At 52.8% G+C, this 13,047-nt stretch carries 11 protein-coding genes; 9 read left to right on the top strand and 2 right to left on the bottom strand.

Annotated elements, in window-relative coordinates; translation table 11 throughout:
* Position 1: 1 nt before the first annotated feature.
* The 5 genes from I2H39_RS05040 to I2H39_RS05020 all read left to right on the top strand — a co-directional run bounded on the left by I2H39_RS05040 (position 2) and on the right by I2H39_RS05020 (position 5,848).
* Entirely contained in the window at positions 2–2,266 is a 2,265-nt protein-coding gene (locus I2H39_RS05040) for a molybdopterin cofactor-binding domain-containing protein (protein ID WP_138305748.1), read from the top strand.
* 278 nt (positions 2,267–2,544) lie between these two features.
* Positions 2,545–2,967: a hypothetical protein gene (locus I2H39_RS05035; protein WP_195625942.1), complete on the top strand. Its 423-nt coding sequence runs from the start codon at positions 2,545–2,547 to the stop codon at positions 2,965–2,967.
* Between the two features lie 10 nt (positions 2,968–2,977).
* Positions 2,978–4,159, top strand: coding sequence for a flagellin lysine-N-methylase (fliB, locus tag I2H39_RS05030; RefSeq protein WP_195625941.1), 1,182 nt, complete (start codon positions 2,978–2,980; stop codon positions 4,157–4,159).
* 93 nt (positions 4,160–4,252) lie between these two features.
* Positions 4,253–5,089, top strand: coding sequence for an Mrp/NBP35 family ATP-binding protein (locus I2H39_RS05025; RefSeq protein ID WP_138305751.1), 837 nt, complete (start codon positions 4,253–4,255; stop codon positions 5,087–5,089).
* 45 nt (positions 5,090–5,134) lie between these two features.
* Entirely contained in the window at positions 5,135–5,848 is a 714-nt protein-coding gene (locus I2H39_RS05020; RefSeq protein WP_138305752.1) for a GTP pyrophosphokinase family protein, read from the top strand.
* 59 nt (positions 5,849–5,907) lie between these two features.
* Here I2H39_RS05020 and I2H39_RS05015 read toward each other — a convergent pair whose 3' ends face one another.
* Positions 5,908–6,741, bottom strand: a complete 834-nt coding sequence (locus I2H39_RS05015; RefSeq protein WP_195625940.1) for a GNAT family N-acetyltransferase — start codon at positions 6,739–6,741, stop codon at positions 5,908–5,910.
* A 229-nt stretch (positions 6,742–6,970) separates the two neighbouring features.
* Between I2H39_RS05015 and I2H39_RS05010 the strand changes: the two genes are divergently transcribed.
* From I2H39_RS05010 to I2H39_RS04995, 4 genes are all read left to right on the top strand, one after another.
* On the top strand, positions 6,971–7,333 hold the full coding sequence (locus I2H39_RS05010) for a CidA/LrgA family protein (RefSeq protein ID WP_138305754.1): 363 nt from the start codon (positions 6,971–6,973) through the stop codon (positions 7,331–7,333).
* 1 nt (position 7,334) lies between these two features.
* The gene (locus I2H39_RS05005; RefSeq protein ID WP_138305755.1) at positions 7,335–8,039 is read left to right on the top strand and encodes an LrgB family protein; all 705 of its coding nucleotides are present in this window, start codon (positions 7,335–7,337) and stop codon (positions 8,037–8,039) included.
* 98 nt (positions 8,040–8,137) lie between these two features.
* Positions 8,138–9,934, top strand: coding sequence for an oligoendopeptidase F (gene pepF / locus I2H39_RS05000; protein WP_138305756.1), 1,797 nt, complete (start codon positions 8,138–8,140; stop codon positions 9,932–9,934).
* A 13-nt stretch (positions 9,935–9,947) separates the two neighbouring features.
* On the top strand, positions 9,948–11,339 hold the full coding sequence (locus I2H39_RS04995; RefSeq protein WP_195625939.1) for an MATE family efflux transporter: 1,392 nt from the start codon (positions 9,948–9,950) through the stop codon (positions 11,337–11,339).
* Here I2H39_RS04995 and I2H39_RS04990 read toward each other — a convergent pair.
* Positions 11,332–13,014, bottom strand: a complete 1,683-nt coding sequence (locus tag I2H39_RS04990) for a phospholipase D family protein (RefSeq protein ID WP_195625938.1) — start codon at positions 13,012–13,014, stop codon at positions 11,332–11,334. The genes I2H39_RS04995 and I2H39_RS04990 overlap by 8 nt on opposite strands.
* Positions 13,015–13,047: the final 33 nt, after the last annotated feature.

Below are 13,047 nucleotides of genomic sequence, written 5' to 3'. Positions count from 1 at the left end.
CATGTCATGTGAGATGCCAAAGAACGGAATGATAGGAAAAAGCGTGCCAGTCAGGGACGCAGCCATGAAGGTGACAGGGCAGATGCGGTATGTGGCGGATATGAAGCTGCCGGGAATGCTGCATGCCAAGATTTTATTTTCCCCTGTTCCCCACGCCAGGATTAAGTCCATAGACACTTCGGCAGCCATGGCCATGGAAGGGGTTCATGCCGTGGTCTGCTACAAGGACTCTCCTAAAAATATTTACAACGGAAACGGAGAGGATAAGGACATTAATCCATCCGAGCTGGTGTTTGACCAGGTAGTGCGCTTTGTGGGAGATAAGGTTGCGGCTGTGGCAGCCGACACAGAGGAGATTGCAAGAAAGGCGCTTTCCCTTATCACGGTGGAATATGAGGAGCTTCCCTTTTATCTGGACCCGGAGGAGGCCATGAAGGAGGATGCATACCCCATTCATCAGGGCGGCAACATCATCATGGAGTCCAATAATTCCGGCGGGGACGTGGACGGCGCCCTGAGGGACGCGGACCTTGTATTCCGTCACAGATACGAGATGCCGGCAGTGAACCATTGTTCCCTGGAAACACATGTATCCATTGCGGAGTATGATGCAGGCGGAAAGCTGACCGTGTGGACACCCACCCAGGATGCCTTTGGCCAGAGAATTAACCTTCAGCGCATTTTCGAGCTTCCCATGAGTAAGATACGGGTTATCAGTCCTGTCATGGGCGGCGGCTTCGGAGGTAAGATTGACCTGGTGACAGAGCCGGTGACAGCCCTTTTAGCCATGAAAACCGGCCATCCCGTAAAACTGGTATACACCAGGACCGAGGAGTTCTGCTGCACCCGCACCCGTCATGCAGCCAAGGTGGATTTGGCCATGGGAGTGAAAAAGGACGGAACCATCACGGCCGCGGATGAAACCATGATTTTAAATGCAGGGGCCCACACCAGCGCCACCATGTCCGTCTGCTGGGCGGCGGGAGGCAAGTTTTATAAGCTCTTAAAGACCCGCAATATGAGATGCCGCGGCATACCGGTCTATACCAATACGCCGGTGGCTTCCGCCATGAGGGGATTCGGCTCGCCGCAGCAGTTCTTTCCGGTATCATCCATGATAAATGAGATTGCCAGGAACCTGCGCCTGGACCCGGCCGACGTGTTCCTTAAGAACCTGGCGGACCCCTTTGAGGCTGCCTGCAATGACGGGGAATCCTTTGGCAATTTCCGCTTAAAGGACTGTGTGGTCCGGGGACGGGAGCTGATTGACTGGTACGAAGCCAAGAAGCAGATGGAGGCATCCAGGAAAGAGAAGGGCCGCTATCTCATAGGCGTCGGCATGGCCTGCGGCTCCCACGGAACATCCATGTTCCCATTTATGCCGGATATTACGGGTATCACCATCAAGATGAACGAGGACGGAACCATTGTATTTACCACCGGAACCTCGGACATGGGAAATGGCTCCGTGACTACCCAGTGTATGCTGATTTCCGAGGTTTTGGGCATTCCGCTGGACCATATTGCCTACATAAAGACAGATACGGACGCAGCCATGTCGGACCTGGGAGCCTATGCGTCCAGGGGTACCTACACCAGCGGCCACGCAGCGGTAAAGACAGCCCAAATCATGCGCGGCAAGATAGCCGTGCTGGCGGCGGAGCTTCTTGAGACTACCACGGATAACCTGGATTTCCACGACGATGCAGTATGGTGCGTGGATATTCACAGAAAGTTTGTGAGCATGAAGGATATTGCGGTCCATGCCAGGGAAAAGCATCAGGAGGACTTAAGCTGTTCCTACATGTTCCACTCAGAGGCAGGACCCATGAGCAGCGGGGCCCATTTTGCCAAGGTGCAAGTAGATACGGTTACTGGTGAGATTAAGGTTCTGGAATACGCGGCAGTCCATGACGTGGGCCGGGTGGTGAATCCCATGGGCATAACCGGACAGCTGGAAGGCGGTATTTCCATGGGTCTGGGCTATGCTCTCTGCGAAGAAATGAAGCTGGACAGCACAGGCAGAAACCAGACCAGCAATTTTAAGAAATACCACATTCTTAACATGAAGGAAATGCCGAAGCTTACCGTGGATTTCCTGGATTCCGAGGAGGAGACAGGTCCTTACGGAGCCAAATCCATCGGGGAGTGCGCCGTTGTCCCGGTAGCGCCGGCCATAGCCAATGCTGTTTCCAATGCAGTGGGCAGGCAGTTCTATAAGCTTCCCATCCGTCCGGAGGACGTGCTGGAGGCCCTGGCAAAATAGAGGCACAGGGCTGGGGTTAAAAACCAAAACGGAATAGAATAACAGATTGATGCAGTGTCCCGTTGCAGCCCAACCATTGGCTGCAGCGGGATATTTCCGTTGCGGATTAGCCGCGCCGGAGCTGTTCTGTTAAGTCCTGTAAGGGATTCCCCTGCTAAATCTCCGGCATAAGGTAGATATCTCTATGATTTGGTAGTACAATAAACGGAGTCCAGCTAAAATACAAAGGAACCCCTGTTGTTTAAGGCAGCGGGACAAACAGAATCAGGAGGAAGACAATGATACCGGACAGAGAGAGAGCAAAACAGGAGCTTAAGTGGGCTGCGGGATTAAATCCGGGTCCATGGGAGGAGGCTGCCAGAATCTGTATGAGCCATGCCTTTATGATACAGGATATCGGTACGTCCATAGGGGAGTTTGATGTGACGCCCTCTGATTATGAATTCATGAAGGAATTCATTTCCCGGGCAGTTTATGATGATTATGACCGTCTGGTACAGCTTTGCGACAGCCTGGCCCTGCCCGATGGTTTTTGTCCCCTGGAAACCAGGTTTGTGGACGTGACCATCCGTTACGGGGTCCATCCCTATACCATACCCAGGTGGAAAAAGGTACTGGAGATAAAGGATTATTTTGAGGAGCAGATGGGATGCACCATCTACGAAGCGCTGCCCTGCGGGGGACAGCTCCGGCATTTATAAGGAGGCATATATGATATATACGGTTCCCCACTATTACAATGGTTTTAAATGCATTGCGTCGGAATGCCCGGACACCTGCTGCGCCGGGTGGGGCATTATGATTGACAGGGCATCCCTTAAGAAGTACCGGAACATGGACGGGGCCTTTGGCAGCCGGCTGCATCATTCCATCCACTGGAAGGATGGCTCCTTTAAACAGTACCATGGGAGGTGTGCGTTTTTAAATGAAGAGAATCTATGCGACATCTACAGCGAGGCAGGTCCGGGATACCTGTGCCGCACCTGCCGCACATATCCCAGGCATACAGAGGAATTTGAGGGCTGCAGGGAGATGAGCCTTTGCCTTTCCTGTATCGAGGCAGCCAGAATCATACTGGGCTGCAGGGAAACGGTGCGGTTCATTACCAGGGAGGATGAGCGGGAGGAATCTTATGAGGATTTTGACTTCTTTCTCTACACCAAGCTGATGGATGCCAGGGAGCTGGCACTGGATATTCTCAGGAACCGTGCCTGGACATGGGCGGACAGAACCTCCCTGTGCCTGGGACTGGCCCATGACCTGCAGGCCCGTATCAGAAAAGGACGGCTCTGCGAGGCGGACCAGCTCTTTGAGCGGTACCGCAGGGCAGCGGGCACATGGACGGCTGAGAATTGGGGGCCGTGTCCCGGCCGGATGCAGGCAAATGCAGTACAGGCCTCTTTTTCCAGATACGGGGTCATGAAAGATGCATTTTCCCTGTTTTCCGAAATGGAGGTCCTGGGCAGGGAGTGGCCGGATTTTGCTTCCGGGATGAAGGAGATTCTTTATGGAAGGGGAAGAAAACCATATGAGGCGCAGCGCCGGGCTTTTCTGGACAGCGGGATTGGAATGCAATTGCCCGTGCTTAAGGAACAGCTCATGGTGTATTTTGTGTTCACCTATTTCTGCGGGGCTGTTTACAATGAAAAACCTTATGGAAAAATGAAGATGGCGGCCGCAGCCACCCTGCTGATTGAGGAGCTGGCCCAGGCTCTGTGGACCGCACAGGGAGGAAGGCTTTCCTTCATGGATTTTGCGGATGTGGCCCACCGTTTTTCCAGGGAGGTGGAGCACTCGGATTCCAATAAGGCTGTACTGGAAGAAGCCATGGTCAAACGGCCGGAATTTGCACTCAGACGCCTGCTGGCAGCAGTGAACAGCGACAGCCTTTGACAGGGAAATGAACAGCCAGAAAACAATGGACAATATGGAGAATTAGATTTATAATTAAAGTTACGCTTAGAAATATTGGAAGGAGAACAAAACATGAGTGAATGTAACCATGATTGCGGCTCATGCAGTGCAAACTGCGACAGCCGCAAGGTAGATAAAAGCGAGTTTCTGGAGGCACTGAATCCGGCCAGCTCCGTAAAGAAGGTAATTGGCGTTGTCAGCGGTAAAGGCGGCGTGGGCAAGTCATTAGTAACCTCCATGCTGGCGGTGAGCATGAACCGCAAGGGCAAGAAGACAGCTGTCCTGGATGCAGACATCACAGGACCGTCCATCCCCATGGCCTTTGGAGTGGGCAATGAGGGCGTGGCAACCTCGCCGGACGGCAACCTGATGCTTCCGGCCAAGTCCATGGAGGGCGTGGAAATCATGTCCGCCAACCTGCTTCTGGATAAGGACACGGACCCGGTTATCTGGAGAGGCCCTGTGATTGCAGGCGCCGTGAAACAGTTCTGGTCTGAGACTTTATGGCAGGATGTGGACTACATGTTCGTGGACATGCCGCCAGGTACGGGCGACGTTCCCCTGACCGTATTCCAGTCCCTGCCGGTGGACGGTATTATCATCGTAACCTCACCCCAGGAGCTGGTGGGAATGATAGTGGCCAAGGCAGTGAACATGGCAAAGAAAATGGATATCCCCATTGTGGGAGTTGTGGAGAACATGAGCTATCTGGAATGTCCGGACTGCGGCAAGCGCATCAGCGTATTCGGCGAGGGCCATGTAGAGGAAATCGCAGCAGAGCACGGCATCAAGGTTCTGGCTCAGATACCCATTGATCCTGCCATTGCCCAGATGGTGGATGCAGGCCGTGTGGAATATCTTGAAATGCCGTGGTTTGACGAGGCTGTTAAGGCAGTTGAGGCATTATAAAAGACTGCGGCGGCAGTAGTAAACCATAGATAATGAGGTGAACCGATGAACATTAACATCAATCCCAACAGCGAGCTTCATCAGTCCATCGTCAATGTACCGGATATGGTCCAGGTGCCGGAGATGTGGGTTGACCAGGCCCGCCAGTTCCAGCAGGCTATGATGAGATACACCTGTGCAATCAGGGAGGTCAAGACAAAGCTGGAGGTGCTGAACGACGAGCTGTCCGTAAAGAACCAGCGCAATCCCATCGAAATGATAAAGTCCCGTGTGAAGAAGCCCAAGAGCATAGTGGAAAAGCTGCAGCGCAGGGGATTCGAGGTCTCATTGGAGTCCATGGAAAAGAATCTGGACGATGTGGCCGGAATCAGGATTATCTGCTCCTTCCTGGATGATATCTATGAAGTGGCAGACATGCTGATAAGGCAGGATGATGTAAAGGTGATTGCGGTGAAGGATTATATCAAGAATCCCAAGCCCAACGGATACCGGAGCTACCACATGATTATCGAGATACCGGTGTTCTTCTCTGACAGCAAGAAGCCCATCCGGGTGGAGGTTCAGATTCGTACCATTGCCATGGATTTCTGGGCCAGCCTGGACCATCAGCTGAAGTATAAAAAGTCCTTTATTGACGACAACGGAGAAATCAGTGAGGAGCTGAAACAATGTGCCGAGGTTATTGCCGGCACGGACATGAAGATGCTGGAAATACGAAAGAAAATCGAGGCCCAGGGTGTTACGGTGCGCAGGGACTGACTGGATTTTCAGGACTATCCGGACTGACAGGGGCTGTGAATCAGCCGTTTAAACAGGCTCTAGTAGAGATAGTAGGACAGGGTTTCCGTTATGCGGAACCCTGTTTTTCTATAGAGATTCAGGGCCGGTTCGTTGGACCCGGATACCTGAAGGCGGAGCCGGCGGATTCCCTTATCCCCCAGCATGTGTATGAGCTGTCTGAGAAAACAGCCGGCCAGTCCCCGGCGCCTCAGGGAAGGGACTGTCTCCAGACTGTACATGTATGCATCCGTGCCGTTCAGGGAAAGGCGGCAGGAGACACAGATGTCTGAGAGGGTATCCGGGCCGGATACGCCGCCGGGCTTCCCGTTTTTAGCCGGCCTGCGGGCACAGACAAGAACACCGTCCGAAGCTGTGCCCACGTTTATATCCAATTCCGTATTTGGCAGGGATGCAGGAGCGGAGGATATCTTATCCTCAAAAGCAGCTGCGGCTGCCGCCAAATCCAGTTCCATCATATATTCTTCATACCACAGCTCTGCCTCCAGCTTCTGAAGGGCAGCAGCGGCAGCCGGACACCTGTTGTCGGTTACAAGGCAGAGTTCCGGCTCCCCCTGCGTCTCACTGTACCTTAAGACCTGTTCCAGGAGCGCGGAGAAATATCCCTTTCTCCTGAAGTCAGGGTGTGTGAAGGCGTAGCATTCCCATATGGTTTCCTCTGTTTTATAGACAGCCATGAAGGCGGCCGGGATTTTACCCTCCTCCAGGAGCCAGTATTCGTCCCCGTCCTCAGGACAGGAAAGGCTCAGGCCGTCTGCGCGGCGGCACAGGCTGGCAATCCTGCGTATATCTTCCTGCTCTTTCCGGGATAATGTTGTTGTATGGATAGTAATAGCTGTATGCGCCATGCTCATGGGTGTGACGGCCTCCTGGATTCCTGACTTTGGACTTTCCTATATTGTAGGGCAGGAATGCTTCCATTGCAATGGCAAGATTGTATTTCTTGTGTATTTATCCGTCTTATGGTTGATTATGGAAATATGCAGTGGTAGAATAAATGCCGTGCGAATTTTAAACATAACCGGAGCATGACAGAAAGCATTGGCAGGGCACGCTCCAGCACAGCAGGAGGAGACAGAAGATATGAGATATGTTAAGCAAATAGGAATCATCCTGGGCATAACCCTGGCAGGGGAGGTATTGAATCATGTGGTGCCCCTGCCTGTACCGGCAGGTGTATACGGCCTGTTCATCATGCTGGCGGCCCTTATGTGCGGGGCCATAAAGCTGGAGAGCGTGGAGGGCACCGGGAATTTTCTCATGGACACCATGACCATGATGTTCATACCGGCAACCGTGGGAATCGTGGAGTGCATCGGAGAGGTAAAGGCAGTGCTGGTGCCTTTCCTGATTATCATAGGAGTATCCACCCTTCTGGTCATGGCAGTGACCGGATGCATGGCCCAGTGGGTCATGGGAAGAAAACACCAAGGGGAGGAGCAGTGATATGAGGGAAGGTATAAGAATGATACTGGAACAGACACAATATTTCGGTCTTGTGCTCAGCATAGGCGCTTATCTGTTTGCCTGCTGGCTTAAGAACAAGACAAAACTGGCCATACTGAATCCGCTTTTGGTGTCGGCAGCCCTGATTATTGCCTGTATTCTGGGAGTAGGAATGGATTATGAAACATATAATAAGGGTGCATCCTATCTCAGCTGGCTTCTTACGCCAGCAACGGTCTGTCTGGCAATCCCATTGTATAAGCAGCTGCATCTGTTAAAGAAGCATGGGGATGCAGTGGCGGTGGGCATTACGTCGGGGGTAATTACCAGTGCGGTGAGTATTTTTCTCATGTGTAAGGTGCTGGGGGTGGCCCATGTCCACTACGTGACCCTGCTTCCCAAGTCCATAACCACGGCCATCGGCATGGGTATCAGCGAGGAGGCGGGCGGCATCGTAACCCTGACAGTCATGAGCATCATACTTACAGGCGTGTTGGGCAATATGGCCGGGGAGGCTGTGCTGAAGCTCTTAAGGGTCCGTCATCCGGTTGCCAAAGGCCTGGCCATGGGAACCAGCGCCCACGCAGTGGGCACGGCCAAGGCGCTGGAGATGGGAGAAATCGAGGGCGCCATGAGCAGCCTGTCCATTGCAGTGGCAGGTCTGATGACAGTTATTGTGGTGCCGCTGGCAGCGAATCTAATATAGCGTCAATTTATATAGCGCCAATTTATATAGCGCCAATTTATATAGCACCAATTGAAACAGTGCCAATTGAACATAACATTGAAAGGAGCGTGTACCCCATGAATAAACGAAGCGAAGCAGATGTAAAGGATACCTGGAAACTGGAGGATATGGTGGCGGAGGACAGTCTGTGGGAACAGATGTTTGAGGAGGCCTCCGGGAAAATAAAGGAATATGCCTCCTATAAGGGAAGGCTGGCTGAGTCCGCAGATACCCTGTACGGCTGTCTTTCCTTTGACGACAGGCTCTCCCAGGACATAGAACGGCTGTATGTCTATGCCAGGATGCGCTCCGATGAGGATACCACGGTGCAGAAATACCAGGATATGTTTTCCAGGGCGCAGACCCTGTCCTACAGGGCGGCTGAGAACAGCTCCTTCCTGGTGCCGGAGATTCTGGCCATGGACCGGGAACTTTTGGAATCTTATATGGCTGCGGATAACGGAATCATCCATTTCAAACGGGCATTGGAAATGATTCTGGCCAAACGGGACCACACCCTGTCCGGCGAGATGGAAGAGCTTCTGGCGCAGTCCTACGACGCCACCCAGGGCGCCAGCCAGATTTTTACCATGTTCAATAATGCGGATGTGAAATTTCCTGTTATCACAGGGGAAAATGGAGAAGGCATCCGGATTACCCATGGCAATTACATTTCCCTGATGGAGAACCAGGACCGCAGGATACGCAGGGATGCATTTGAAGGGCTGTACAGCGTGTATGAGCAGTTTTCAAATACCCTGGCAGCTGCATTTTCCTCCAATGTAAAACAGGCCGTGTTCTATGCAAAGGCAAAAAAGTATGCCTCCAGCCGGGAATACTACCTGTCTGACAACGAGGTGCCGGAGCTGGTTTATGACAATCTGGTGAAGGCGGTGCGGGAAAATCTCACAAAGCTGCATGACTACACCCAGGTGCGAAAGGATGTGCTGGGAGTGGATGAGCTTCACATGTACGACCTGTATGTGCCCATGGTGGCAGCAGCGGACCGCCGTTATACCTATGAGGAGGCCAGGGCCATTGTGCTGGAGGGCCTGGCTCCCCTGGGAGAAGAGTACCTGTCCCTGTTAAGGCAGGGATTTGATAACCGGTGGATTGATGTCTATGAAAATGAAGGAAAGCGAAGCGGCGCCTATTCCTGGGGAACCTATGGCAGCCATCCCTATGTGCTGCTGAATTTCCATGGAACCCTTAATGATGTGTTTACCCTGGCCCACGAGATGGGACACTCCATCCATACCTGGTATTCCGACAAGAACCAGCCCTTTACCTATGCCGGATATAAGATATTTGTGGCAGAGGTGGCATCCACCTGCAACGAGGCTCTTTTGATACGCCATCTCCTTAAGAAGGCCGGCAGCAGGGAGGAAAAGGCATATCTGCTTAACCATTTCCTGGAAAGCTTCCGGGGAACCCTGTTCCGCCAGACCATGTTTGCGGAGTTTGAGGATACGGCCCATAAAAAGGCGGCCAGGGGCGAAAGCCTGACGGCTGAGAGTCTGTGCAGTGCGTATCACCAGCTGAATACAGACTATTTTGGGCCTGCCATGACAGTGGACCGCCAGATTGATTATGAGTGGGAGAGAATCCCCCATTTCTATACGCCGTTTTACGTATATCAGTATGCCACGGGATTTTCAGCAGCAGTGGCCATCAGCAGCCGCATCATGAACGGGGAACCAGGGGCGCTTGAAGGATATAAGAAGTTTTTAAGCGGAGGCTGCTCCATGAAGCCCATAGACCTTCTGAAGCTCTGCGGCGTGGATATGTCCACCACCCGGCCTGTGGATGAAGCCCTTGGCTTCTTTGGAGAGCTGCTGGAGGAGTTTAAGACGTGTATCCATACAAATGAATGATTGAGGGAAGAAGATGAACCAAAGTGCAGTGAAAAGCCGGGAACCGGGTAAACAGGTCAGAAAGCGGATTGATTTAACGGAGGGAAAACCGGGAAGAAGTCTTCTCATGTTTGCCCTTCCCATGATACTGGGAAACCTGTTCCAGCAGTTCTACAATATGGCGGATTCCATGATTGTGGGCAATTTTGTGGGCGAGGATGCGCTGGCAGCCGTGGGCGCTTCCTATGCCCTGACCAATGTGTTCATTATGATTGCCATAGGAGGAGGAAACGGCGCGTCGGTACTGACCTCCCAGTATCTGGGAGCCAGGCAGCACGGAAAGATGAAAACCTCCATTTCCACGGCCCTGATTACCTTTCTCTTTGTAAGTATCCTGCTGGGAAGCGCCGGATTCTACCTGAACGGGCTCATACTGGAATCTCTTAAGACGCCGGCCAATATCATGGGCCAGGCAAAGCTTTACCTGGGAATCTACTTCCTGGGAATGCCGTTCCTGTTCATGTACAATGTTCTGGCCGCCATATTCAACGCCATGGGGGATTCCAGGACGCCGCTGTATCTGCTCATATTTTCCTCCATACTGAACGTATTACTGGACATCATATCCGTTACCTGGCTGGGGATGGGCGTAGACGGCGTGGCCATCGCAACGGTCATGGCCCAGGGAATATCCGCCCTGATATCCTTCAGCATCCTGATGAAAAAGTTGAAGGGATATGAACAGGAGGAGGGGGATGGCTTCAGGCTCTATGACAGAAGCATGTTAAAGGCAGGAACCAGAATCGCGGTGCCGTCCATTCTCCAGCAGTCCATTGTATCCATCGGAATGCTGCTGGTCCAGTCCGTGGTTAATGGGTTTGGTTCCGCTGCCCTGGCCGGTTACTCCGCGGGAAGCAGGATTGAATCCATCTGCGTGGTGCCCATGATTGCAACGGGTAATGCAGTGGCCACCTTCACGGCCCAGAACATCGGCGCCGGGAAGATGGAACGGGTGAAGGAAGGATACAGGGCCAGCTACGGCATTGTGGCAGGATTCGCTGTTATCATTGCTGTGATAGTGGCCCTGTTTAACGGTCCCATCATAACCTCCTTCCTGGGAGAGGGAATGAGCCGGGAAGCCTTTGCAGCAGGCACGGGATACCTGTCCTTTATTGCATATTTCTTTGTGTTTATCGGCATGAAGGCGTGTACGGACGGAGTCCTCAGAGGTTCCGGGGATGTGCTGGTATTTACCATTGCAAATCTGGTGAACTTGACCATACGTGTCTATGCGGCCTTCCATTTTGCGCCCGTATGGGGCGTGGCAGCCGTGTGGTACGCGGTGCCCATGGGGTGGATTGCCAATTACGTCATATCCTTCAGCCGTTACCTTACAGGAAAATGGAGGGAGAAAAAAGTTATATAAGGAATCGGAAGGGCTGCATCACAAAGCCCACTGCCTTCCAGGCAATTCTCTTATACACCGGGACATCTGCAATAATCAGGTGTTCCGGTATTTCATAGGTTCCGTCCGGCAGAAGGCGGCGGCAGTCCTCCTGATAGGAGGCCATGTATTCCTCCAGCAGGGCAGCCAGCTCCGGACTCTGGATAACCAGCATGAGCTCTGTGTCCATGTAGGTGCTGCGCAGGTCGAAGTTGTAGGAGCCCACAGCGCAGAGCTCATGGTCTATGACAAGGGATTTGCCGTGGTAGGAGAGGCCGCCGTCATACTCCAGAATTTCCATGCCTGTGTCCAGAAATGCATCCCTGTGAAAGGGATAATCGCTGGAGGCAAAGAAATTATCGCCGTTTTCAACGGAGTTTATCATCATGGTTACCGGTGTCCGGTCTGTGATTTCCTTCATGGTTTCATACATATAATCATTGAATATAGCATAGGGAGTGTGTATCAGCACACTCTCTTTTGCATTCTTCATAAGGACGGACATGGTATGGAAGACCACAGGCTCCTTTGCGTAGATGCCGGTGGGATTGGATACCAGGGTGATTTTTCCTGTGGGAACCGTGCTGGTTTGGTAATAATCCAGGGCCCTGGACTGGTTGGCGGTCAGAAGGAGGGAAGGGGGCGCGGCGTCTGCTTTATCTATGCCTGCCGTCTTATCTGTGCCCGCCGTCTTATCTGTGCCTGCCGCCTTATCTGCGTTCCCAGGTCTGTCTGGCCCCGCCGGATAGCCGTCATCGTTAATACTGGAATCCAAGGGCAGGGCCGGACATCCGGGCTGGCCGGGAAGGGCGCTGCAGCCGGCGGAATCCTCCCCGTCATCCAGCAGCTCCGGGTAGTTCATGGCCAGGACCTTGTAGCGTTCCCGCAGCATGGCTGCCGCATTCCGTACCGAAGCTTTGGCTGCCGTCCTTTCATCGTCATGGAACAGGACGGTTACATCCAGATTCCATACCTTCTCAAAATAATCCTCCACCTGGTACAGGGAGCTGTTCCTTCCCTCATCCGTCCCGTGGCCTGTATTGTAGACCAGGACTTCACGGTCATGGCTTCTGGAATCCGTGGGATAGGAGCCGATGAAATAATCAAAGGTGTTGCGGCCGCCGAGAATATACCCATAGTCATCCACAATCACATACTTGTCATGCATCCTGCCCTGGGTCTTCCATGGAAGCAGGGGATTCATCTTGTTGTAAATCCTGATTTCTATGTTTGGATGGCTGGAAAGGGCGCGGAAAAGTTTGCTGGGCTCCATGCGCACCAGGCCGGAGAAACCGTCTACCAGTATCTTCACCCTGACTCCCTGGTCAGCCTTGTGAAGCATGACGGCCATCAGGTCCCTGGGACTCTCTCCGTCCCTGAAGTCAAAGGTGGACAGTATGATTTGCTCCCTGGCCAGGTTCATGAGACGCATCCGTTCATCCCATGCGCTCTGGTTGGTTTCCAGTATCATGGCGCGGTCGCCGCTGGTTCCCTCCTGGCAGAAGCCGGCGGCAGACACCGCAGCGTTTGTTTCCCGGGAAATAGGTTTATAGTGACAGAAAGGCGCCGTGGCCCCAATCACCAGATACAGAAGTATCAGGAAAAAGAGTGAGAGGACAGGGTGCTTTTTCATCCATGTAATACACCTGCGTATCATAAGAAACTCCTTTTATGTGCATACTTTTAGTGA

This window comes from Clostridium sp. 1001283B150225_161107_B6, assembly GCF_015556325.1.
Lineage (GTDB): Bacteria > Bacillota > Clostridia > Lachnospirales > Lachnospiraceae > Enterocloster.
The sequence above is the reverse complement of the archived record's forward strand: the minus strand, read 5'-3'. Positions and strand labels throughout refer to the sequence as shown.